Consider the following 23735-nt stretch of genomic DNA (forward strand, 5'->3'; position numbering starts at 1 on the left):
TGATGTCAGGTGAAACCGCCATAAACTGATCCCATTTTGTCACGACCACCTAATTCACCCCATGGTAGATTCATCAGGGAGATGAATACCTCGGAGTTCTCCTGTCATGACTTCCGCTGCATCCGAGCTGAATAGAGCGATCGTCGACCATCCCGGTACCAATGCATCTCTTGTTCCGAAGCGCTTCATCTCTGATCGGGATCTCAGACGTGTCTGGTATCTGGAGCCACAGAGAACATGGATGTTCGTCGAGACGTCGCCACCACCCGGGGTCGATCTGCCAGGCGTCACCGATTTTCTGAGAGAGATGTTGAGCGTCCGGGCGATGCCTCACACCTCCCGCGCAGACTTGCTCAAGCGGATTGACGGATGGGGCGCCGCCGATGTGACGCACCGCCTGATGAGTACGCGCCTCAAGGCGCTCATAGGATTGGCGCTGTCCGAGCCGTGGCGGTTTCCCGCCCTGCTTTCTGACGACGAGCTTCGGCGCTATATGCGGCGCTTCGGTGAGATCGCAGAAATTTCATCCACCGCGGGGGACCTGTCAGCGCTGAGCGCGATCCCCCTCACCAAAGTGATGTCGGCTTTCCTGGCCTACGTCGTTGGGCTTGGAAGCTATTCTATGAGCCGCATCTCCATGTTCTACGGGAACAATGCTCAGGCTTACAAAGAAGAGGCAATCAAACGAGGCCTGTCCCTTGACTGAACCAAACGAAACATCAGGCGCCGTAACGAGCCGCGATCCCTGGCCCGAACGCCTCACCTCCCTGCTCCTCTGCATCGTCGGCGTCTTCACCGTGTGGTGGACACCGCTTTATGGCGGCGAGATCGGGGCGGCGTATATCGCGGGGTTCTGCCTTTATCTTCTGGTCGTGAAGGCGATGCTTCTGCGGCGGGGCGTTTCGGAACGGCGGCCCTGGGTGAAGACGCGGGTGCTCGCCGGGTGGGTGGCGGTCACATTGGTGGCGGCCGCCGTGGTGCGGATGGCGTTTTGATGGATGCTGAAAGCTCACCTGCCCGGACTGCGTTCCTCGCCCAGATGCTCAGACGAAGGGGCCACCCGGATGTGGCGCACCCTTAAGACCTTGTTTACGCCTGCCCGCCTCTCCTGGCCCGAATACCTCGTCCTTGCTTTGGCCGTGCTGCTGATGGTCTGGTCGGCCTGGTGGGGGCGTCTGATAACGGGCGAGGCGCTGACGCCGTATTTCGCCGGGATGCTGATCTATATGGTCGTGGCGCGTCTGCTCACCGGGCCCTGGGACGAGGCAGTTGCGGGCAGGCCCGGGATGCGGCGCAAGCCCTGGGTGCAGACGCGGGTATTTGCCGGCTGGTCGGTGATCACCTTCCTCGTCGAGGCTGCGGTCAGGCTTTGAACGGCAGGGGTTGCCGAGGATGACGGCAGCGGTGACGGCGCGCTATGCTGCGCGCCCATTCCCTGTCCTGCCTTTCCCCATACCGGAGCCTGCATGCGATGACGACCGCCGCCACCCCCCGCCTGCCCGTCACCGCCATCATCGCGCCCGGTTGGGATCAGCCGCGCTGGCAGCGGGCGCTCGTGGCCGCGGCGCCGGGGCTGGAGGTCAGGCTCTGGCCCGATCTGGGGGATGTGTCCGAGATCGAGGCGGTGCTGCTCTGGAAGCAGCCGGCGGGTGCGCTTGCGGGCATGAGCCGGCTCGGTCTCGCCCAGTCGCTGGGAGCGGGGGTGGAGCATCTGCTGAACGATCCGGCGATCGGCGACCATGTCGCCCTCGGCCGGGCGGTCGACCCGGCGATGACCGGCGAGATGGTGCGCTTCGTTGTCCATGCCGTGCTGGCAATCTCGGTCGACGCGGCCGGCTATCGCGCCCAGCAGGCCGCCGGCCTGTGGGAAGAGCGGAGCGTGCCGGGCGGCGCGCTCAGGGTCGGCATGCTGGGGCTGGGGGAGCTGGGGGCCGCGGCGGCGCAGGCGCTGGCAGGCCTCGGCTTCACCGTCACCGGCTGGTCGCGCAGCGCCAGGCAGGTGGCGGGCGTCACCTGCCTGTCGGGCGCCGACGGGCTGAACCGGCTGATCGGCGGCGCCGACTGCCTGGTCAACCTGCTGCCGCTGACCGACGAGACCCGCGGGCTGATTGATGCCGCCCTGCTGGCCCGCCTGCCCCGGGGGGCGCATCTGGTGAACGTCGCCCGCGGCGGCCATGTGGTCGAAGCCGATCTGCTTGCCGCACTCGACGACGGCCGGCTGGCCTCGGCGACGCTCGACGTGACCGCGGTCGAGCCCCTGCCCCAGGGCCACCCCTTCTGGTCGCATCCGAAAATCGTGCTCACCCCCCATGTCGCGGCGGCCAGCACCCCTGAGACCATGGCGCCCATCCTGGCCGAAAGCCTGCGCCGACATGCCGCCGGCCGGCCGCCGCTCGACCCGGTGGAGCGGACCCGCGGATACTGACCGACGTTCAGTTGAACCGCTGCGAACCGATCTCAAACCGGGCCGCAATTGGTGCAGTGCGGCATAAATCCGCCGTTTTTTCCCGCCGGTTTCCCCCGCCATCACCCTTGACCGGCCGGCCTTGGCGGCGCCACACTCTTGATGCCGGATCGGAGCGAACAAGGGGGAAGACCCCCGGCCCCGGACCGGGGGAGGATTGAGTCAGGAACACCCGGCGGGATGACGGTCGTCCCGCCGCCCATGCGGCCCCAGCCGTGCCCCTGCGCGTTCCCGCCATCGCGGTGGTCGATCGCGCGGCTGCACGTTCGCCGCCGGAATGTCGCCGCCCCTCTCCCCGTCCACCCTGGGGCCTGCCTGCCCGGGCCGGCACCGCGTGACCTGCGGCAGCCTTGCGTGTGCGGCTGTCCGTCTACCGACCGATGGGGAGGTTATACATGCCGGTCCAGATCAGCCTGACGGTGAACGGCGAGCGTGTCGAACGCTCGGTCGAGCCGCGGACCCTGCTGGTTCAATTCATCCGCGACCATCTCGGCCTCACCGGGACCCATGTCGGCTGCGATACCAGCCAGTGTGGTGCCTGTGTCGTCCATGTCGACGGCAATGCCGTGAAGTCCTGCACCATGCTGGCCGTCCAGGCCGAGGGCGCCGAGGTCACCACCATCGAGGGCCTGGCCACCAACGGCACGCTGCACCCGGTGCAGGAAGCCTTCCATCAGGAACACGGGCTGCAGTGCGGCTTCTGCACCCCGGGCATGGTGATGAGTTCGGTCGACCTGCTGAAGAACAACCCGAACCCGACCGAAGCCGAGATCCGCAAGCACCTGGAAGGCAATATCTGCCGCTGCACCGGCTATCACAACATCGTCAAGGCCGTGCAGTCCGCCGCGGAAACGATGCGCGGCTGACCGCCGCCATCCGCCAGGACAGACCCGGCGGGCGAAGATCCTGCCGGGCGACGGGAGGAGTGAGGACGAGATGACCGAACAGGTGATCGGCAAGCCGGTGAAGCGGACCGAGGACCGGCGCTTCCTGACCGGCCGCGGCCGTTATACCGACGACATCCAGCTGGCGCGGCAGACCTATGCCTATATCATCCGCAGCCCGCACGCCCATGCGAAGATCCTGAACATCGACCCTTCGGCCGCACTGGCGCGGCCGGGCGTGGTGGCGGTGTTCACCGGCAAGGACATGGCGGCCGACGGCATCGGCGGCCTGCCCTGCGGCTGGCTGGTCCATTCCAAGGACGGCTCGCCGATGAAGGAGCCGCCGCATGCGCCGCTGGTGCCCGACCGGGTGCGCCATGTGGGCGACAATGTGGCCGTGGTGATCGCGACCTCGAAGGAACTGGCCAAGGACGCCGCCGAAGACGTCGCCATCGACTATGAGGAACTGCCCGCGGTGGCCGATGCCCGCCGGGCGCTGGCCGATGGCGCCGCCTCGGTCTGGGACGATCAGGCGCCGGGCAATCTCTGCTACGACTGGGAACTGGGCGACCGGGCCGCGACCGAGGCCGCCTTCACCAATGCCCACCGTGTGGTGGAGCTGGAGCTGATCAACAACCGCCTGATCCCCAACGCCATGGAGCCGCGCGCGGCGATCGGCGATTACGATCCGGCGAGCGGCCAGTACACGCTCTACACCACCAGCCAGAACCCCCATGTCATCCGCCTGCTGATGGGCGCCTATGTGCTGCAGATCCCCGAGCACAAGCTGCGCGTGGTGGCACCGGATGTCGGCGGCGGCTTCGGCTCCAAGATCTATCACTATGCCGAAGAGGCCATCGTCACCTGGGCGGCGAAAAAGCTGGAACGCCCGGTCCGCTGGACGGCCGAGCGCACCGAAAGCTTCATGACCGACGCCCATGGCCGCGATCACTGGAGCCGCGCCCGGCTGGCGATGGATGCCGACGGCAATTTCCTGGGCCTGCATGTCGAGACGGTCGCCAATCTGGGCGCCTATCTTTCGACCTTCGCGCCCTCGATCCCGACCTATCTCTACGGCACGCTGCTCGCCGGGCTCTACAAGACGCCGGCGATCTATTGCGAGGTGAAATCGGCCTTCACCCACACCACGCCGGTCGACGCCTATCGCGGCGCCGGCCGGCCCGAGGCCTGCTATCTGCTGGAACGCCTGGTCGACAAGGCCGCGGCCGAAAGCGGCATCGACCGGATCGAGCTGCGCAAGAAGAACTTCATCACTGCCGACATGATGCCCTATCAGACCCCGGTGGCGGTGCAGTACGACAGCGGCGAGTTCCACAGGAATCTCGACGACGCCATGCGGCTGATCGACTATGCCGGCCTGGATGCCCGCAAGGCCGAGGCGCGGTCGCGCGGCAGGTATCTGGGGCTGGGTGTCTCGACCTATATCGAGGCCTGCGGTCTGGCGCCCTCGGCGCTGGCCGGCCAGCTCGGCGCCCGTGCCGGCCTCTACGAGGCGGCGGAAGTCCGGCTGCACCCGACCGGATCGGTCACCGTGTTCACCGGTGCCCACAGCCACGGCCAGGGCCACGAGACCACTTTCGCGCAGGTGGTGGCCGACCGTCTGGGCGTGCCGCTTTCGCAGGTTGAGATCGTCCATGGCGACACCGACCGCATCCCCTTCGGCATGGGCACCTATGGCTCGCGCTCGCTGCCGGTCGGCGGCTCGGCGCTGGTCAAGGCCATCGACAAGGTGATCGACAAGAGCCGCAAGATCGCCGCCCATCTGCTGGAAGCCGCCGAAGGCGATATCGAGTTCCAGAACGGCCGGTTCTCGGTCAAGGGCACCGACAAGGGGGTCGGCATCGGCGAGGTGGCACTGGCGGCCTATGTGCCGCACAACTACCCGCACGAGAAGCTGGAACCGGGCCTGGACGAAAGCGCCTATTACGATCCCGTGAACTTCACCTATCCCAATGGCTGCCATCTTTGCGAGGTGGAGGTCGATCCCGATACCGGCGTGGTCGAGATCAAGCGCTTCGTGGCGGTGGACGATTTCGGCCGGGTGGTGAACCCGATGATCGTGGAAGGCCAGGTCCATGGCGGCATCGCCCAGGGCATCGGCCAGGCGCTGCTGGAAGCGGCGATCTACGACCAGGACAGCGGCCAGCTGATGTCGGGCTCGTTCATGGACTATTGCATGCCGCGCGCCGACGACCTGCCCAGCTTCACCGTCGCCCATAACGAGGTGCCCTGCACCACCAACCCGCTGGGGGTGAAGGGCTGCGGCGAGGCCGGCGCCATCGGCTCGCCGCCCGCGATCATCAATGCCGTGATCGACGCGCTCCGGCCGCTGGGCGTGACCGACATGGACATGCCGGCGACGCCGCATCGGGTGTGGTCGACCATCCAGGCGGCGCGCATGCCCGCCGCTGCCGAGTGAACACCTCCTGACCCGGCGCCCCGCGCCGGGTTACCGGGACGTCATCGGGGAAGACACCGATATGTACGCATTCGAATATCACCGTCCCTCGTCGGTCGCCGACGCCGCCCAGGCGCTGGGTGCCAACGAGGACGCCAAGCTGGTGGCGGGGGGCATGACCCTGCTGCCGACCATGAAACAGCGTCTGGCGGCACCGTCGGACATCATCGACCTGAACGGCATCGCCGAGCTGGCCGGCATCAGCCGCGACGGCGACACCCTGGTCATCGGCGCCATGACCCGCCATGCCGCCGTCGGCCGCTCCGACGAGGTGAAGGCGGCGATCCCGGCGCTGGCGCATCTGGCCTCGCATATCGGCGATGCCCAGGTCCGCAACCGCGGCACCATCGGCGGCTCGCTGGCCAACAACGACCCGGCGGCGGATTATCCGGCGGCGGCGCTGGCGCTCGGCGCCGACATCGTCACCGACCAGCGCAGCATTCCGGCGGACGACTATTTCGTCGGCATGTTCGAAACCGCGCTGGAACCGGCCGAGATCATCCGCGAGGTCCGCTTCCCGATCCCCGAGAAGGCCGGCTATGTGAAGTTCCCGAACCCGGCCTCGCGCTACGCCCTGGTCGGCGTGTTCGTGGCCCGGGCGAAGGACGGCTCGGTCCGCGTCGCGGTCACCGGCGCCGGTCCCTCGGTCTTCCGGGTGGAGGCGATGGAAGCCGCCCTTGCCGCCGATTTCCGCCCCGAGGCGCTGGACGGCATCACCGTGCCGGCCGACGGGCTGAATTCGGACATGCATGCCGGTGCCGAATATCGCGCCCATCTGATCGGCGTGATCGCAAAGCGCGCGGTGGCGGCCGCCCTCGGCTGAGCCGGGCGGCTCCACGGCCTGCCGTGATGGGTGCGGGCCAGGACGGGTGCGGGCCAGGGCGGGTGCGGGCACGGATCACGTGCCCGCACCGCCGTCTTCGCATGTCGTGACGGCTTGCCTGCGGCTGTCCCCCGCGCCAGATTTACGATGCATGCCGATCCATTCCATCCCTCGAGGAGCCGGTCTTGACGCTCTTCCCCTCCCCCGTCCCGCTGCCTGCCTCGGTCGCCGACACGCTGGCCCTGCTCGATCAGGGCGATTATGTGGCCGACGAGGCGCTCGCGACGGTGCTGTTCCTGGCCATGCGTCTCGGCCGGCCGCTGCTGCTTGAAGGCGAGGCCGGCGTCGGCAAGACCGAAATCGCCAAGGTGCTGGCCAAAACCCTCGGCCGCCGGCTGATCCGCCTGCAATGCTATGAAGGCCTGGATCAGGCCCAGGCGCTCTACGACTGGAATTATGCCCGCCAGATGCTGGAAATCCGGCTGGCCGAAGCCTCGGGCGAGGCCGGTGAAGCCGGCGCGCGCGAGCGCCTGTCGGAGGATCTGTTCTCGGAACGCTTCCTGCTCCGCCGGCCGCTGCTGGATGCGATCAGCCCCGATCCGGCCGGCGCGCCGGTGCTGCTGATCGACGAGATCGACCGCGCCGACGAGCCCTTCGAGGCCTTTCTGCTGGAGCTTCTGGCCGATTTCCAGGTCACCATCCCCGAGATCGGCACCATTCGTGCCGAGACCCCGCCGATCGTGATCGTGACCTCGAACCGGACGCGCGAGATCCATGATGCGCTGAAGCGCCGCTGCCTCTACCGCTGGATCGACTATCCGGATGCCGCGCGGGAAGTGGCGATCATCCGCCGCAAGACGCCCGCGGTCGCCGAGGCGATGGCCGCCCAGATCGTCGGCTTCGTGCAGCGGCTGCGCGCCCAGGATCTGTTCAAGGCACCGGGCGTGGCCGAAACCCTCGACTGGGCCAATGCCCTGGTCCAGCTGGATGCCGTCGACCTCGACCCCGGTCTGATCGACGGCAGCATGGGCGTGCTGCTGAAATACCAGGACGACATCGCCCGCATGACCGGCGCCGAAACCGCCCGCCTGCTGGCCGAGACCCGCGCCGACATGGCGGCGCGCAGCCATGAGACGAGACCGGCTTGATCCAGGACGGCACCAGCGGCCGCCTGCCGGCCAATATCGGCCGCTTCGCGCGGCTGCTGCGCCGGGCCGGCATCGCCATCGGTCCGGGGGACGTGCTGGTCGCGGCCGCGGCGGTGGCCGCCGTCGACATGGCCTCGCGCACCCAGGTGCATGCGGCGCTCAAGGCGACGCTGGTCAAGCGGCGGGAGCATCTGCCGCTGTTCGAACAGGCTTTCGACGTGTTCTGGCGCGATCCGCAGCTGCGTGAACGCCTGCTGTCGCTGCTGCTGCCGCAGGTGGAAAGCGAGCGCACCCCCGACGGCCGCAAACTGGCCCGCCGTCTGGCCGATGCCTTTGCCGGCGATGCCCCGCCGCCGCCCCCGCCACCGGAAGAGAAGCTGCGCGAAGAGACCCGGATCGATGCCAGCCTCACCTGGGATGCGACCGAGCGGCTGAAGACCCGCGACTTCGAACAGATGAGCGCCGACGAGGCGGCCGAGGCGCGCCGCGCGATCCGCCTGCTGCGCGCCCGCCTGCCCGAACGGCCGGTCCGGCGGCTGAAGGCCGCACCGCGCGGCCCGCGCATCGATCTGCGCCGCAGCCTGCGCGGCCAGATCCGCACCGGCGGCGAGGCGGTGACGCTGGCCCGCCGCCGCCATCGCCGCGCCCGGCCGCCGCTGGTCGCGATCGTCGACGTCTCGGGCTCGATGGATGCCTATGCCCGGATGATGCTGCATCTGCTGCACGCGATGATGCAGGATGCCGGGCAGCGGGTGAGCGTGTTTCTGTTCGGCACCAGGTTGAGCGAGGTGACCCGCGAACTGGCGCGCCGCGACCCGGACGAGGCGCTGGAGGCGATCGGCCGTAAGGTGAAGGACTGGTCGGGCGGTACCCGCATCGGGCCGGCGCTTGCCGCCTTCAACCGCCGCTACGCCCGCCGGGTGCTGACCCGCAATGCCGTGGTGCTGCTGGTGACCGATGGGCTGGACCGGGCCGAGGACGACAGCCTGAGCCGGGCGGTGGAGCGGCTGGCGCATCTGACCCCGCGGCTGATCTGGCTGAACCCGCTGCTGCGCTTCGACGGCTTTCAGCCGGCGGCGCGTGGCGTGCGGGCGATTTTGCCCCATGTCCACGAGTTCCGGGCGGTGCATAATCTGACCGGGCTCGAAGCGCTTGCAACCGCGCTGACCCGGACGAAGGCCGAGGCGGACCCGCGGCTTGAAGCCTGGCGGCGCGGCCTGCGGGCCGACGATGCCGCAGTCCCGATCAGGAGGTGACGCAGATGACCGGCGGATCCGATATGGCCACGGGCGACGACGTTCTGGGTGCCGCACTCGACTGGCGGGGCCAGGGCGTGGGCGTGGCGCTCGCCACCGTGGTCTCCACCTGGGGCAGCGCGCCGCGCCTGCCCGGATCGCAGATGGCGGTGGCGGCCGACGGCCGCTTCGCCGGCTCGGTCTCGGGCGGCTGCGTGGAAGGTGCGGTGATCGAGGCGGCCCAGGCCTGCATCGCGGGTGCCGCCCCGAAGCTGATGGATTTCTCGGTCGGCGACGATCAGGCCTGGGCGGTCGGCCTCGCCTGTGGCGGCCGGCTGGAAGTCTGGGTCGAACGGCTGGATTGACGGGAGCGGCAGCCTGATGGACGCGACACTGATCCGCCGCATCGCCGAAGACCGCGCCGCACGCCGTGGCGTGGCGCTGGTCACCGCGCTCGACGATGCCGCGACCACCGCCCTGGTGGCGACCGACGGCGGCGACATGGGCGCCGCCCTGCCGGCGCCCGTACGCGATGCCGCGCTTGACGCGATCCGCCAGGACCAGGCGACCAATGTGGAGGCCGAGGGCCGGCGCTGGTTCGTGAACGTCTTCGCGCCGCGCCCGCGGCTGATCGTGATCGGCGCGGTGCATATCGCCCAGGCGCTGGCGCCCATGGCGGCGGCGGTCGGCTATGACATGGTCGTGGTCGATCCGCGCGGCGCCTTCCTGACGCCCGACCGTTTCCCCGGCGTCACCGCCCGGATCGCCTGGCCCGAGGATGTGCTGCCCGAGATCGGCCTCGACCCGGCCTCGGCCCTGCTGGCGCTGACCCATGACCCGAAGCTCGACGATCCGGCCCTGACCCTGGCGCTCGACGCGCCGCTGTTCTATATCGGCGCGCTGGGCAGCACCCGCACCCATGCAAAACGCGTCGCCCGGCTGGAAGAGGCCGGGTTCGATGCCGGCCGCATCGCCCGCATCCACGCGCCCGTAGGCCTCGCCATCGGCGCGCGCACGGCGCCGGAAATCGCCCTCTCGATCCTGTCGGAAGTGGTGGCCGTCCGCCGCCTCGGCAGTGCCGAGGCGCTGCGGCGGCGGCCGCCCAAGGGCTGATGCCCGGGCCTTTCACCCCATCCCGTCCCCCCTCCAGCATGTGAACCGATCGCCCCCATGGATTTCTCCGAACATCCGCTCGACGACGCAGACGGCGTTCTGCTGGCCCACGCGATCGCGGTCGAAGGCCGCGTGCTGAAGAAGGGGCACCGGCTGGATCCGGAGACCATCGCGCTGATCCGCAAAGAGGGCCGCACATCCGTGCTCGGCGCCCGTCTCGGGGCCGACGACGTGCACGAGGACGAGGCGGCGCGCCTGGTCGCCCAGGCGGTGGCCGGGCCCAATGCCCGCATCGCCCGGGCCTTCACCGGCCGGGTCAATCTCTACGCCGCCACCCGCGGCCTCTGCCGGATCGACGAGGCCCTGATCAAGGCGATCAACCGGGTCGACGAGGCCATCACCATCGCGACGCTCGCCGACGACACCGCCTGCGAAAGCGGCGAGATGCTGGCGACGATCAAGATCATCCCCTTCGCCGCGCCCAGGGCGGCGCTGGACCGGGTGCTGGCGGTGATCGCGAAGGCCGGCCGGCCGGCGATCCGCATCGCCCCCTGGCAGGTGATCCACGCCGCCCTGATCCTGACCGAGCTGCCGCATCTGAAGCAGTCGATCTATGAAGAGACCGCCCGCGCCATCGGCAGCCGGTTGATGCATCTGGGCGCCCGCACTCCGGTGATCGAACGCGTGCCCCACGACCGCACCCGGCTGGCCCGGGCGCTGGCCGATATCGCGCGGGAGCCGATGGATCTGATCGTCGTGGCCGGCGCCTCGGCGATCGTCGACCGCGCCGATGTGATCCCGGCGGCGCTGACCGATATCGGCGGCACCATCGTGCGGCTGGGCATGCCGGTCGATCCCGGCAATCTGCTGATGCTGGGCCGGCTGGCCGGCCGGCCGGTGATCGGCGCGCCGGGCTGTGCCCGCAGCCCGAAGATCAACGGCTTCGACCGGGTGCTGCAGCGCGCGGCTGCGGGCGAGGCGATCGAGGCGCTGGACATCGCCGATTTCGGCGTCGGCGGCCTGCTGAAGGAAGTGGGCGAACGCCCGCTGCCGCGCGCCGCCGCCTCGCCCGGGCCGCGGCGCGGCGCGCCCAAATCGGTGCGCAACGTCGCCTCAGTGGTGCTGGCCGCCGGCCGCGGCACCCGCATGGGCGGGCCGGTGAACAAGCTGGTGCGCGAGATCATGGGCAAGCCGCTGATCGGCCATGTGCTCGATGCAGCCCTTGAAAGCCGGCTGAGGGCGCTGACCGTCGTCACCAACACCGATCCCTCGGTGCGCCTTGCGATCGGCGGCCGGCCGGTGCCGGTGGTGGTGAATGAAGAGCCGGAAGCCGGCATGTCGCGCTCGCTCGCGATCGGCCTCGCCGACGTGCCCGAGGGGGCCGAGGCGGCGCTGGTGCTGCTCGCCGACATGCCCGGCATCACGCCCCGCCATATCGACATGCTGATCGATGCCTATGACCCGGACGAGGGCCGGCTGATCGTGGTGCCGGTCTGGCAGGGCAAGCGCGGCAATCCGGTGCTGTTCGACCGCCGCTTTTTCGCCGAGATGATGGCCCAGACCGGCGACCGCGGCGCCCGCGACGTGATCCGCGCCCACGAGGATGTGGTGGTCGAGGTGGACATGCCCGATGCCGCCTGCCTGGGCGATATCGACACGCCCGAGGCGCTGGCAGCCGCCGAAGCCGCCGCCCGCGCCCAGGGCCTGCCGCCGGCGAGCGGTGCGCCCCTTCCCGCCGCAGGCGGGTGATCTCTGGTATAATCCTGCCGCATCCCTGATAGCGAGGCCGGCCAACCGGCCCGAGAGACCTGTCCCATTTCCGACAGACCTGTCCCGTTTCCCGAGGAACACGCCCCGTGACCACCCTGCCCCCCCATGCCGAACGCACCCGCCAGCAGAGCGATCTCTGGTCGTCGAAGGCCCGGACCTGGAGCCGCTGGGCCCGGCCGCTGGAGGCGATGGCGACCCGCTTCAACGAGATCCTGACCGAGGCGGCGGGCGTCACCCCCGGCGCACGGGTGCTGGATCTGGCTGGCGGTGCCGGGGAGCCGGCGATGACGCTGGCCCGCAAGGTGGGCGGGGACGGTTTCGTGGTCTCGACCGATCTGGTGCCGGCCATGCTGCCCACCATCCGCGAGCGCGGCCGGGAAGCGGGGCTTGGCGGCGTGCTGACGGTCGCCGCAGCAGATATGGAACATCTGCCCTTCGCCCCGGCGAGTTTCGACGCCGTGGTCAGCCGCTTCGGCGTGATGTTCGCCCCCCACACCCAGGCGGTGGCCGACGGCATCCGCCGGGTGCTGCGCCCGGGCGGCCGCACCGCGCTGATGATCTGGACCACGCGTGAAGCCAGCACCATGCTGGAGGTGCTGGGCACCGCGGTCGAAGCCGAACTTGGCGTGGAGCCCGCCCATCCGGACGCCCTCGGCCCCTTCCGTTTCGGCAGCTGCACCCGCCTGCCCGACGCGCTGACCCGCGCCGGCCTGACCGGGGTTACCGCCGAAACCCACGTTTTCTCGCCACGCCCGCGTCTGGCCGACGATTTCTGGCGCCCGCAGCTGGATATGAGCTGGGGCCACCGCCTGGACGCCCGCCCCGAGGCCCGTCCGGCCATCGAAACCCGCATCCGCACCGCCTTCGCCGCCCTCGCCGATGCCGAAGGCCGGGTGCCGCTCCGGGCCGAGATGCGGGTGGTGTCGGGGGTGGCGCCGGGGTGAACACCCGCGGGCGCACAGGACACCAGCGGGCGCACGGGGGGTTGACGCCCCCCGCGTAGCGCCCCAATTCGTTTTGAATCGTCGTGCCGGCGCAAGGAAAGATCCGGGCGGGGCAGCTGCGGGAGGAGAGGCGCCATGTCGACCGTCAATCTCAAGGATGCCGAAGCCGGCCTCCCGGAACTGGTGGACAAGGCCGGAACGGGCGAGTTCATCACGATCACCCGTCACGGCAAGCCTGTCGCGGCCCTCGTGCCTGTGGAAGCCGCGGAACTGGCCCGCAAGGCAATGGCCCCCAGACCCGTCGGTCTGGCATCCTACCTCAAGACCTTTCCGGGTCTTGATGTGGAACGCAATCCCGCCCCGTCGCGAGATGTGGATCTGTGAGCGGATTTCAACAAGATCGTCGTGGTTACCCGGAATATCCGGCATTTCCTGCCCCTCGGGGTTCAGGCGCTCGCGCCTGACGACGCCGCCACCATGGCGTGATCCCGGCTGGCCCCGGCGCCCCCGGTTGGCCCGGGCCCCCGCCCCGTCCGAAATCCCCTCACCTGTGACACATCTCACATAGCGCACCACCACCCGTCATGGCACAGTGCGGCGGGGTTATATCGGATCGATATCACGGGACGATCCACCAGGGAGACGGGACGGGCCCACGCCATGGACGTGCGGACGTTGTGCCTGGGCGTGCTGACGCTCGGCGAGGCCACGGGTTACGAGATCAAGCAGGTTTTCGAGGGGGCCTTCGCGCATTTCCACGCGGCGGGCTTCGGCTCGATCTATCCCGCCCTGGCCGATCTGGCCGCCGAAGGGCTGGTGACGGTCACCGAGGTGGAGCAGGAAGGCCGGCCCGACAAGAAGATCTACAGGATTACGCCCGAAGGCCTGACCCGCTTCACCGAGGCGCTGTGCCGCACGCGCCCGCGGGAGCGGGTGCGCTCGGAATTCATGATCCAGATGTTCTTCGCCGCCCTGCTGCCGCCGGCGCGGATCGAGGACGCGCTCAAGATCAAGGCCGGGGAATATCGCGAGATCCTGGCCGATCTGGACCGGCGCGAGGCCGAGGCAGAGGGCGAGATTCCGCCCGGGCCGCGTTTCACCCTTGAATTCGGGCGCGCCGTCTATGGCGCCGCCCTCGCCCATGTCGAAACCCGGGGCCCTGCCCTGGTCGAAGCTCTTGCCGCAACCGCCGCCCGGAACGACGGGGATCCTTCATGAACCGCTCCATCCTGCTCGCCCTGATTCTGGCCGCCGCCCTTGGTGCCTGGATGTATACCGGCCGCATCGAATACGGTTTCGACGCCGATGCCGCCACCGATCCGGCGGCGGATGCAGCGGCCGGGACGGCGCCGGCCGCTGGCGAGGCGGCCCCTGCGGCGGCGGCGGAGCCGTTCACGGTCAGGGTGGCCGAGCTGACGCTGACCGCCCAGGTCCGGGATCTGGTGGTCAGCGGCCGCACCGAGATGCGCCGGGTGGTGGATGTGGCCGCCGAAAGCGCGGGCCGCGTCATCGAACTGCCCGTGTCCCAGGGCAGCCGGGTCAAGGCCGGGGCCGAGATCGCGAAGCTCGACACCCGCGATCTGGAACCGCGTCGCGCCCGCGCCCAGGCTCTGGTCGAACAGCGCCGGGCGGAACTGAAGGCCGCCTCGTCGCTCAGCGCCAAGGGCTTCCAGACCGAGCTGCGCCTGGCCGAGGCCAAGGCCGAGTTCGAGGCCGCCCGCGCCGAACTTGCCCAGATCGAGCAGGAAATCGACGACACCATCGTCCGTGCGCCCTTTGCCGGCATCGTCGACCGCCGCCATGTCGAAATCGGCGACTATGTCTCGCCCGGCACCCAGGTCGCCCGGGTGCTGGCGCCCGAGCCCTATCTGATCGTCGCCGACATCGCCGAACGCGATATCGGCGCCATCAGGGTCGGCCAGCAGGCCCGCGCCCGGCTGGCCGACGGCAGCCTGGTGACCGGCTCGGTCGCCTATATCAGCCGTCAGGCCGATGCCCAGACCCGCACCTTCCGGGTGGAGATCGAGGTCGGCAATCCCGACGGCCGGCTCCCCGGCGGGGTGACCGCCGAGGTGGCGGTGCCGCTGGATCGCAACCCGGCCGTGCTGCTCACCCCCGCCCTCCTGTCGCTCGACGAGCGCGGCCGGGTGGGTGTCAAGGTGGTGGACGGCGACGACCGGGTCGCCTTCGACGTGGTCTCGATCCTGTCCGCCAGCGATGCCGGGGTCTGGGTCACCGGGCTTGCCGAACATGCGCGCGTGATCGTGGTCGGCCAGGGCTATGTCGCCCCCGGCGACCGGGTCGTTGCGGTCGAGGTGCAGCCGCAGGAGCTGCGCGGCCTGGTGCCGCTGCCGCCCGAGGTGGAGCGCATGCTCGACCAGCTCGATCTGTCGGCGGCCGGCGCCGCCACGGCCCCGGCGCGTGAAGGGGCCGGCTCGTGAAGACGCTGATCAATGCCTGCCTTGCACGCAGCCGCACGGTGCTCAGCCTGCTGCTGCTGCTGCTGATCACCGGTTCCGTCGCCTATAACGACATCCCCAAGGAAAGCGACCCCGACGTCGCGATCCCGATCCTCTACATCACCATGCGCCATGACGGCATCTCGCCCGAGGATGCCGAGCGGCTGCTGATCCGCCCGATGGAGCAGGAACTGCGCTCCGTCGAGGGGCTGAAGGAGATGCGTGCCACCGCCGAGGAAGGCTATGCCACGGTGGTGCTGGAATTCGAGGCCGGCTTCGACATCGAAAAGGCCAAGCGCGACGTCCGCGAGCAGATGGACATCGCCAAGGCCGACCTGCCCGGCGAGACCGAGGAACCGGAACTGCACGAGGTCAATGTCGCGCTGTTCCCGATCCTGGTGGTGACGCTGTCGGGCGATGTCGACCAGCGCCTGCTGATCCGCCTCGCCCGTGATCTGAAGGACAAGATCGAGGGACTCTCGGGCGTTCTCGAGGTCGACATCGCCGGCGATCGCGAGGATCTGGCCGAGATCGTGGTCGATCCGCGCGCGCTCGACAGCTATGGCATTTCGCAGGACGAGCTGGTCCAGCTGGTCGGCCGCAACAACCAGCTGGTGCCGGCAGGCGCGCTCGACAGCGAGGCGGGCCGGGTCTCGGTCAAGGTGCCGGGGCTGATCCAGTCGATCGACGACATTCTCGACATGCCGATCAAGGCCATCGACGGCCGGGTCGTGACCTTCCGCGATGTCGCGGTCGGCCAGCGCAGCTTCAAGGATCCGGAATCGCTCGCCCGCGTCGACGGCAAGCCCGCGATCGCGCTGGAGGTGACCAAGCGGATCGGCGTCAACATCATCGACACGATCAACGAGGTCCGCGCGGTCGCCGATGCCGAGGCCGCCCTCTTCCCCGAGGGCGTGAAAATCTCGTACAGCCAGGACAAGTCGCAGCAGATCGAACTGATGCTGTCGGACCTGTCGAGCAATGTGGCGAGCGCGATCATCCTGGTGATGATCGTGGTACTGGCGGCGCTGGGGCTGCGCTCGTCGATCCTGGTCGGCATCGCCATTCCGGGCTCGTTCCTGACCGGCATCCTGGTGCTGCACGCCATGGGGCTGACGGTCAACATCGTGGTGCTGTTCTCGCTGATCCTGGCGGTGGGCATGCTGGTCGACGGGGCGATCGTGGTCAGCGAATATGCCGACCGCCGCATGCTGGAAGGCGCGCACCGCATCCAGGCCTATCGCGAGGCTTCCACCCGCATGGCCTGGCCGATCATCTCGTCCACCGCCACCACGCTCGCCGCCTTCCTGCCGCTGCTGTTCTGGCCGGGCATCGTCGGCGAGTTCATGAAATTCCTGCCGATCACCCTGATCGTCACGCTGTCCGCCTCGCTCGCCATGGCGCTGATCTTCCTGCCGGTGCTGGGCAGCATCATCGGCAAGCCGGCGAAATCGAGCGGCCGGGTGGTGGAGATGCTGCGCGCGGCCGAAGACGGCGACATCCGCTCGGTCGGCGGGCCCGCCGGGCTTTATGTCCGCACCCTCGACAAGGCCGTCCGCTACCCCTGGGTGGTGGTGGCGATCGCCCTGGTCACGGCGGTGGTCACCCTGCAGGCCTATGGCATGTTCGGCCGCGGCGTCGAATTTTTCCCCTCGGTCGAACCCGACAACGCCCAGGTCCAGGTCCGCGCCCGCGGCAATATGTCGATCTCGGAAAAGGAGACCCTGGTCCGCGAGGTGGAGGCCGAGGTGCTGAAGCTCGACGGCTTCAAAACCGTCTACACCCGCACCGGCACCATCCGCGGCGAGGATCTGCCCGAGGACGTGATCGGCATCATCAATCTGGAATTCGCCGACTGGCGCACCCGCCCGCATGCCAGCGAAATCCTCGAAACCATCCGCCAACGCCTGAAGCACCATCCGGGGCTGGTGATCGAGGCCCGCGAGGAAGAGGCCGGCCCCCCGGTCGGCAAGGCCATCCAGATCGAACTGGCCAGCCGTTTCCCCGAAACCCTGCCGGGCGCCGTCGACCATGTGCTCGCCGGCATGCACGAAATCGGCGGCATGATCGACATCGCCGACAGCCGGCCGGTGCCGGGCATCGAATGGGAAATGGTCGTCGACCGCGCCCAGGCGAGCCGCTTCGGCGCCGATGTGCTGGGGGTGGGCAATGCCGTGCGTTTCGTGACCCAGGGCGTCAATGTCGGCACCTATCGCCCGGACGATACCGATGACGAGGTCGAAATCCGGGTCCGCTTCCCTGAAATCGACCGCACCGGCGACCGGCTGGACCAGCTGCGCATCCAGACCGCGATGGGCCAGACGCCGATCAGCAATTTCGTCGAACGCCGCGCCGCCCCCACCCAGGGCATCATCAACCGCACCGATGCCCGCCGGGTGATGACGGTGGATGCCGAAGTGCCCGATGGCGTGCTGGCCGACAACAAGGTGCGCGAGATCCGCGCCTGGCTGGCGGCCAATCCGCTCGATCCCCGGGTCGAGGTCAAGTTCAAGGGCCAGGACGAAGAGCAGCGCAAGGCCCAGGAATTCCTGAGCCGCGCCTTCGGCATCGCGCTGTTCCTGATCGCCATCATCCTGGTCACCCAGTTCAACAGCTTCTATCAGACGGCGCTGATCCTCTCGGCGATCGTGTTTTCGTCGCTGGGGGTGCTGATCGGCATGATGGCGACCGCCCAGCCCTTCGGCATCGTGATGGGCGGCATCGGGCTGATCGCGTTGGCCGGCATCGTGGTCAACAACAACATCGTGCTGATCGACACCTATAACGAGATCCGGGGCAAGGGCGTGGATGCCGTGGAAGCCGCCCTCCGCACCGGCGCACAGCGCCTGCGGCCGGTGATGCTGACCACGGTCACCACCATGCTGGGCCTGGTGCCGATGATGCTGTCGATCAATGTCGACATCCCGAACCGGGTGATCGCGATCGGCGCCCCCTCCACCCAATGGTGGACGCAGCTGTCCAGCGCCATCGTCTACGGCCTGGGCTTCGCCACCCTGCTGACCCTGATCCTGACCCCGTCGATGCTGGTGCTGGGCGACCGGGTCGGCCGCTGGGTGCGGCGGGTGGCCGGCCGCCTGTCGCGGCGGAAGGCCGACGCCTGATACCCGTGAACGCCGACCACCATTCACCCGTGGGGATCCCGAAACCGCGCGGCCTGTCAGGCCGTCTTCGCAGCGTGGTCTCGCTTTTGCACGATCATCGCGACCTCGGCGTTGTGACGGGTTCCCCATTCGCATAGCGGCGCAAGCACCTGGGCCAGACTTCGGCCAAACCCGGTCAGTTCGTATTCGACATGCGGCGGCACCTTCTGGAAATCGATACGCCGAACGACGCCGTCTTCCGTCAGCTCCTTGAGGTGCTGAATCAGCATTTTCTCGCTCACGCCGGTCACGAGCCTGCGGAGCTGGCCGGTGCGCCTGGCACCGCCGGCCAGATGATAGACGATCAGTGGTTTCCACTTGCCGCCGAGAATGGCCAGAACGGCTTCCAGGCCACATTGAAAATTTGCCCTGGTCATCCTGATCTCCTGTTTCTGACACTTACAAAAAGGTCAGTACTGGATCGTGAGTCTGCCCTGTCTTACCTGGATCGGACGACGATGTCGACGCGCAGGAGCACCAGCGCATAAAGGGAACATCATGACCAGGATCCTTGTGACGGGCGCCACCGGCAATATCGGCCGAATGACCCTCGAACATCTTTTGAAGCGCAGGCCTGCCGGCGATCTTGTCGGTCTTGCCCGGGACCCCGCCCGGGCGGCAGGCCTTGCCTCGAAGGGGATTGAGATCCGTCGAGGCGACTATTTCGACCACGACGGACTTCTGCGCGCCTTCGACGGAATCGAGAAAGTGATGCTCGTTTCCGCCACGGCTTTTACGGATCGGACAACCCAGCACGACAACGTCATCACGGCGGCACGACATGCCGGCGTGAAGCACCTCGTCTACATGCCGATCATCCATAAGCCCGGCTCGGTCTTCATCCTCCCGCAGGTGACCGAAGAAGACCGCCGCGTCGAGGAAAAGCTGAAGGCCTCTGGTTTGACTTACACGCTGGTGCGTCATCCGCCGTTTCTCGAAAACATCGAACTCTATGCCGGTGGCAATCTTCTGAATGCCGGTGTCAATGCCCCAACCGGCGCCGGCAAGGCGGCCTATGCCTGCCGCGACGACCTGGCAGAAGCGCATGCCGTCGTGCTGAGCGAGGCGGGACATGAAAACAAGGCCTATTCGCTCTACGGCGGTCCGGCCGTGTCCTTCGCGGATGTCGCGCAGATTCTGTCTGACCTCAGCGGCAGGCCGGTGCCGTTCAATGCCATTCCGGACCAGGACTACATCGCCCGGCTGATGGCGGCAGGGCTGCCCGAGCCGGCTGCCGGCTTCGTTCTGGCCTGGGTGCACGGCGTCAATGCCGGCGAGTGGGACGGCCAGAGCGACGATCTGGAGAAACTTCTCGGCCGCAGGCCGACGACACCGACCGGGTTCCTGCGGACCCTCTATGGAGGGAACCGCGGATGACGGCTCAGGCGATGACCACCTCGCCGACCAGATCGGTCAGCGCCTCCAGCGCCGGCAGATCGCGGGCGCGGGTGTCGGTCACCAGCAGATCGATCCGCTCGGCCGGGCAATAGCCGACCCGGCTGCGCTGGCCGATCTTGGCATGGTCGGCCAGGATCGCGACCCGGTCGGCACGGGCGGTCATGGCGCGGGCCAGTTCGGCCTCGTCATGGTCGTGGCTGGTGGCACCCGCGCCGGCATCCACCGCAACGGGGGACAGCAACGCCCAGTCGGCATGATGGCGCAGGGCTTCCGCGATGGTGGCGGCCCCCAGCGTGGCCCCGGCCCCCGGGACCACCCGGCCGCCCAGCTGGATCACCTCCAGCCCGCGCGTGTCGGCACCGGCCATGGCGATGCGGCCGGCGACCTCGAAGGAATTGGTCACGATCGTCAGCCCGGTCAGGGTGGCGAGCACGGCGGCCAGTTCCGCCACCGTGCTGCCGGCATCCAGGAACAGGGTCTGGCCGGGCTCGATCTTCAGCGCGGCGGCGCGGGCGATCGCCTGCTTCTCGCGCGGGCGGATCCGGCTGCGCTCGGCCAGCGGCGGCTCGGCCGCCGGCCGCGGGGCCAGCACGCCGCCATGCACCCGGCGCAGCGCGCCGCGCGCCTCCAGCTCCACCAGATCGCGGCGCACGGTTTCGCGCGACACGCCCAGATCGGCGGCAATGCGATCGGTGGCGACCCGTCCCAGGGTCGCCACCAGGGCGCGGATCCGCTGATGGCGTTCATCCGCAAGCATCGGTCATTTCCGGGCGGCGGGCTGACGGGCCGGCAGCCGGCGGCCGGTCGCGATCTCGGTCACCGCGCCGTCGGCCAGGCTGATGCGATAGATCTCGCGGGTCACATTACCGGCAAAGCCCAGCTCGACGATCGAAACGGTCTTGAAGCTGACCGGGATCGGGTCGGGCAGGATCTGGTTGAAGGCTTCGGCGGTCTGGTTCATCGCCGCCTGCAGCTCGGGCGTGAACCGGGCCATGCTGTAGACCAGGGTGGTGTGCGGGTTGTGGCTGCGCAGCTCCTTACCGCCGTCCACCACATTGACGCCGCTGACGCCCACGGTCTGGACCAGCTTCTTGCCGGCATCGCCCATCGCGGCATAGACCGGGCCGGTCACGCGCGGCAGCGGTCCGTCGCGCAGCGGCGCCAGGGCGGCGGTGGCGGTGGTGTTGAAGGCCATCATCGCCTCGAAGCCGTCGCCTTCCTTGGCAAGGCCCAGATCCAGCCACCAGGGGCGGCCGGCGCCCTTGGCCGCCTCGGTGGTATAGAACCGGCCGAGGGTGACGTTCAGCACCGGCGGCAGCTGGGGCAGCGCCTCCAGCATCCGCGCCGGCGTTGCGGGATCGGCATTGTGGACATGGACCACGGTGACATGGGGGATGTTCGGCTTCACCGCCTCGGCCACCAGGTCCAGTTCCAGAAGCCGTTCCTTCAGCGGCCCGCGGATGGTGCGGTCCAGAAGATCATTCACCTCTGCCGGCAGGGCATAGACCAGGCCGAAGGTGCGGACATGGGGGCGGAAATCGGCCTGGGAGAGCGCCGAATTGTCGATATCCGCCGCCCGGGCGGGGGCGGCGAAGGTCATGGGCAGCACCACGGCCGCAGCGGCCGCAAGCGTGGCGAGGCCACCGGAGACGAGCTTGAACATGGCTGTCTGTCCTTGGGAGGGGAAGTTCCGTGCGGACGCCGCCGCACGGCCGCCATCCTGCCGCGGCTGGTTTGCAGATCGATGTCGCTTGTGTGTATTTCCGTGGACTCGTGCATTTCTGTGGATATGCCTCCGCCCTCATCTGAACACGCGCATGCCCTCGGCGATCCGGGTTGCGGTGGTGATCAGGCACAGCCCGCCGAAGATCCAGGCCGCCCAGGGAAAGGCCGCCGGCCACAGGCAGATGATCACGAAAACCAGGATGGTCTCGGTGCCCTCGGTCAGCCCGCCCAGATAGTGGATCGCCTTGCCGCGATGGCCCGAGGGCGGCACGCCGCCGCGCCGGGCGGCGATCGCCGCGAAGGCCAGAAAGCTCGATCCCGTGCCGACGAAGGCAAAGATCAGGAAGGCCGCCGGCAGGGCATTCACCGCCGGATCGGCCAGGGCGAAGCCCAGGGGCACGGCGGCGTAGAACAGGAAGTCGCAGGCGATGTCCAGAAAGCCGCCGCGATCGGTCGGCCCTGCCGCGCGGGCGACCGCGCCATCCAGCCCATCTGCGATGCGGTTAACCAGAATGCAACCAAGCGCAGTCCAGAATGCCCCCAGGGCAAGGGCGGGCATGGCGGCAAGGCCGACCCCGAAACCGGCGAGCGTCAGGGCATCGGCCCGGACACCACGACCGGCGAGGCCGCGGCCGATACGGTCCAGGATCGGGTCGAGACGTCGGCGGACTGGAATGTCAAACATGAGACCTGGCGAAGATGGGGCCCGGAATGCGCGTGGAAGGGAACCGGCGGCGAAAGATGCGCCCTCCGCATCATGACATGCCTGACAATTCCATGCAGAGCCCCCTATATTCTGAACTGGCACTGCCGGCCGCAGATCACGCCGCCGGCATCGCCGCGAGACCGGTATCGCAGCGGGAAACTGACCGACGATGACCCAGAACAACGCCGTCGATCCGATCGCGGATATCGGCCATCAGACCGAAAGCGCTGCGGCGCGCCGCGAACGGCTGATCCGCTTCATCTCGTCCCAGCCGTTGCCGATCATGCCGCTCAGCGTCTCGATCGACGAGGATGGCGAGATCCGCCGCAAGGATGCCACCGATCCGCTGCGCTTCACCTTCCGCTGGCGCGAGATCGCCTATACCGGCACGCTGCGCGCGGCCCCGGAAGGCGTTTTCCTCAGCCTGATCGCCGATCTGGGCGTTCTGCCCTATTCGGCCGAGGCGCCGGAGCGGCGCCGACGCTTTCTGTCGCTGGTCGGGCGGAAATCCTGGTCGGGCCGCACCGGCATCGGCGTCGAGGTGACGCCGCGCCAGCATATCGTGGTGGTCAATCAGGAACAGCTGATGGAACCGCCCTATTCGGCCAATGCCATCGTCGGTCAGGTCGCCCGCATGGCGCTGACCGCCGCCCCCGTGGTCAGCTGGCTGCATGACGAACTGGCCCCGCCGCCAGAGGTGGCCGTGAAGGCGGGGTCACGCCCGCGCTCGGGCCGGCCCTTCACCGCCGACCGCCGGACCCACGCCCCGGTCTGATCGACCGGCGGATCGGAACCCGCATCGCCCGCACGGGTTGGTCTCCCTCCCCCCCCTCACGGAAGGAGAGACCCCATGCCCGTGATCGAAAACGCCCGCATCCTGATCCTCGCCACCGACGGCTACGAACGCGCGGAACTGACCTATCCGCGGGACGAGCTGCTGCGTCGCGGCGCAAAGGTTCAGATCGCCGCCCCCGAAGCCGGCCGCATCCGCAGCTGGGATGAAACCGATTGGGGCGACCGGGCCGAGGTCGACCTGAAGGCCGCCGATGTGCGGATCGAGGATTTCGACGCCCTTGTCCTGCCCGGTGGCCAGATCAATCCCGACAAGCTGCGTCAGGTGCCCGAAGCGGTGAAGGTGGTGAAGGATTTCGTGGCCTCGGGCAAGCCGGTCGCCGCGATCTGCCACGGCCCCTGGATGCTCGTCGAAGCCGATGCGCTGCGCGGCCGCACCGTCACCTCCTACCCCTCGATCGCGACCGACGTCCGCAATGCCGGCGCCAGCTGGATCGATGAGGAGGTCGTCACCGACCAGGGCATCATCACCTCGCGCAATCCGGGCGACCTGCCGGCCTTCGTCGACAAGATCGTCGAGGAAGTGGCCGAAGGCCCTCATGCCCGCTGAGCGGCCAGATAGAGGCTCAGGGTC

At 68.7% G+C, this 23735-nt stretch carries 24 protein-coding genes; 20 read left to right on the forward strand and 4 right to left on the reverse strand.

The genetic code is table 11. The annotated features are described in order from the left end of the window. Positions 1-106 precede the first annotated feature (106 nt). The 17 genes from WI697_RS07930 to WI697_RS08010 all read left to right on the forward strand — a co-directional run bounded on the left by WI697_RS07930 (position 107) and on the right by WI697_RS08010 (position 18441). Complete coding sequence (locus tag WI697_RS07930) at positions 107-706, forward strand: hypothetical protein (protein WP_345958067.1); 600 nt, start codon at positions 107-109, stop codon at positions 704-706. Continuing rightward, complete coding sequence (locus WI697_RS07935; RefSeq protein WP_345958068.1) at positions 699-995, forward strand: hypothetical protein; 297 nt, start codon at positions 699-701, stop codon at positions 993-995. Before WI697_RS07930 ends, WI697_RS07935 begins: the two co-directional genes overlap by 8 nt. A 69-nt stretch (positions 996-1064) precedes the next feature. Then, positions 1065-1373, forward strand: coding sequence for a hypothetical protein (locus tag WI697_RS07940; protein WP_345958069.1), 309 nt, complete (start codon positions 1065-1067; stop codon positions 1371-1373). 98 nt (positions 1374-1471) lie between these two features. After that, complete coding sequence (locus WI697_RS07945; protein ID WP_345958070.1) at positions 1472-2425, forward strand: 2-hydroxyacid dehydrogenase; 954 nt, start codon at positions 1472-1474, stop codon at positions 2423-2425. Between the two features lie 434 nt (positions 2426-2859). Further along, entirely contained in the window at positions 2860-3330 is a 471-nt protein-coding gene (locus tag WI697_RS07950) for a (2Fe-2S)-binding protein (protein ID WP_014744694.1), read from the forward strand. Between the two features lie 70 nt (positions 3331-3400). Beyond that, positions 3401-5788 carry a xanthine dehydrogenase family protein molybdopterin-binding subunit gene (locus tag WI697_RS07955; protein ID WP_345958072.1) on the forward strand — a complete coding sequence of 796 codons (2388 nt, stop codon included), beginning with the start codon at positions 3401-3403 and terminating at the stop codon, positions 5786-5788. 61 nt (positions 5789-5849) lie between these two features. Then, complete coding sequence (locus WI697_RS07960) at positions 5850-6650, forward strand: FAD binding domain-containing protein (RefSeq protein ID WP_062770689.1); 801 nt, start codon at positions 5850-5852, stop codon at positions 6648-6650. 185 nt (positions 6651-6835) lie between these two features. Further along, on the forward strand, positions 6836-7798 hold the full coding sequence (locus WI697_RS07965; protein ID WP_296719175.1) for an AAA family ATPase: 963 nt from the start codon (positions 6836-6838) through the stop codon (positions 7796-7798). Continuing rightward, a complete protein-coding gene (locus WI697_RS07970) occupies positions 7795-9054 on the forward strand; it encodes a vWA domain-containing protein (protein WP_345958073.1) in 1260 nt (419 codons plus the stop codon). Before WI697_RS07965 ends, WI697_RS07970 begins: the two co-directional genes overlap by 4 nt. A 5-nt stretch (positions 9055-9059) precedes the next feature. After that, positions 9060-9398, forward strand: a complete 339-nt coding sequence (locus WI697_RS07975; protein ID WP_014744689.1) for an XdhC family protein — start codon at positions 9060-9062, stop codon at positions 9396-9398. A gap of 16 nt (positions 9399-9414) precedes the next feature. After that, positions 9415-10146 carry an XdhC family protein gene (locus tag WI697_RS07980; protein WP_345958074.1) on the forward strand — a complete coding sequence of 244 codons (732 nt, stop codon included), beginning with the start codon at positions 9415-9417 and terminating at the stop codon, positions 10144-10146. 57 nt (positions 10147-10203) lie between these two features. After that, a complete protein-coding gene (locus WI697_RS07985; RefSeq protein WP_345958075.1) occupies positions 10204-11895 on the forward strand; it encodes a molybdopterin-binding/glycosyltransferase family 2 protein in 1692 nt (563 codons plus the stop codon). A 107-nt stretch (positions 11896-12002) separates the two neighbouring features. Continuing rightward, positions 12003-12860: a class I SAM-dependent methyltransferase gene (locus tag WI697_RS07990; RefSeq protein WP_345958076.1), complete on the forward strand. Its 858-nt coding sequence runs from the start codon at positions 12003-12005 to the stop codon at positions 12858-12860. 135 nt (positions 12861-12995) lie between these two features. Continuing rightward, positions 12996-13244 (forward strand): type II toxin-antitoxin system Phd/YefM family antitoxin, encoded by a 249-nt coding sequence (locus tag WI697_RS07995; protein ID WP_345958077.1) that lies wholly within the window; start codon positions 12996-12998, stop codon positions 13242-13244. Positions 13245-13520: 276 nt separating this feature from the next. Next, the gene (locus WI697_RS08000) at positions 13521-14078 is read left to right on the forward strand and encodes a PadR family transcriptional regulator (RefSeq protein WP_014744683.1); all 558 of its coding nucleotides are present in this window, start codon (positions 13521-13523) and stop codon (positions 14076-14078) included. After that, positions 14075-15301 carry an efflux RND transporter periplasmic adaptor subunit gene (locus WI697_RS08005; protein WP_345958078.1) on the forward strand — a complete coding sequence of 409 codons (1227 nt, stop codon included), beginning with the start codon at positions 14075-14077 and terminating at the stop codon, positions 15299-15301. Before WI697_RS08000 ends, WI697_RS08005 begins: the two co-directional genes overlap by 4 nt. Next, complete coding sequence (locus tag WI697_RS08010) at positions 15298-18441, forward strand: efflux RND transporter permease subunit (protein WP_345958079.1); 3144 nt, start codon at positions 15298-15300, stop codon at positions 18439-18441. Before WI697_RS08005 ends, WI697_RS08010 begins: the two co-directional genes overlap by 4 nt. Before the next feature lie 56 nt (positions 18442-18497). Here the strand turns inward: WI697_RS08010 and WI697_RS08015 are convergent, their stop codons facing one another. Next, complete coding sequence (locus WI697_RS08015) at positions 18498-18857, reverse strand: winged helix-turn-helix transcriptional regulator (protein ID WP_345958080.1); 360 nt, start codon at positions 18855-18857, stop codon at positions 18498-18500. Positions 18858-18978: 121 nt separating this feature from the next. Between WI697_RS08015 and WI697_RS08020 the strand changes: the two genes are divergently transcribed. After that, positions 18979-19857, forward strand: coding sequence for an SDR family oxidoreductase (locus WI697_RS08020; protein ID WP_345958081.1), 879 nt, complete (start codon positions 18979-18981; stop codon positions 19855-19857). Positions 19858-19861: 4 nt separating this feature from the next. On the opposite strand, the gene WI697_RS08025 is transcribed toward WI697_RS08020, so the two are convergent. The 3 genes from WI697_RS08025 to WI697_RS08035 form a co-directional block, all read right to left on the reverse strand. Then, positions 19862-20635 carry a DeoR/GlpR family DNA-binding transcription regulator gene (locus WI697_RS08025; RefSeq protein WP_345958082.1) on the reverse strand — a complete coding sequence of 258 codons (774 nt, stop codon included), beginning with the start codon at positions 20633-20635 and terminating at the stop codon, positions 19862-19864. A gap of 3 nt (positions 20636-20638) precedes the next feature. Further along, positions 20639-21541, reverse strand: coding sequence for a hypothetical protein (locus tag WI697_RS08030; protein WP_345958083.1), 903 nt, complete (start codon positions 21539-21541; stop codon positions 20639-20641). A gap of 138 nt (positions 21542-21679) precedes the next feature. Next, positions 21680-22288 (reverse strand): CDP-alcohol phosphatidyltransferase family protein, encoded by a 609-nt coding sequence (locus WI697_RS08035; RefSeq protein WP_345958084.1) that lies wholly within the window; start codon positions 22286-22288, stop codon positions 21680-21682. A 190-nt stretch (positions 22289-22478) separates the two neighbouring features. Here WI697_RS08035 and WI697_RS08040 point away from each other — a divergent pair, with 190 nt between their 5' ends. Next, positions 22479-23084: a hypothetical protein gene (locus WI697_RS08040; RefSeq protein WP_062766099.1), complete on the forward strand. Its 606-nt coding sequence runs from the start codon at positions 22479-22481 to the stop codon at positions 23082-23084. Positions 23085-23159: 75 nt separating this feature from the next. After that, positions 23160-23711, forward strand: coding sequence for a type 1 glutamine amidotransferase domain-containing protein (locus tag WI697_RS08045; RefSeq protein ID WP_345958085.1), 552 nt, complete (start codon positions 23160-23162; stop codon positions 23709-23711). The last annotated feature ends 24 nt before the right edge of the window (positions 23712-23735 follow it).

Origin of the sequence: Tistrella mobilis (assembly GCF_039634785.1) — a bacterium.
Taxonomy (GTDB): domain Bacteria; phylum Pseudomonadota; class Alphaproteobacteria; order Tistrellales; family Tistrellaceae; genus Tistrella; species Tistrella mobilis.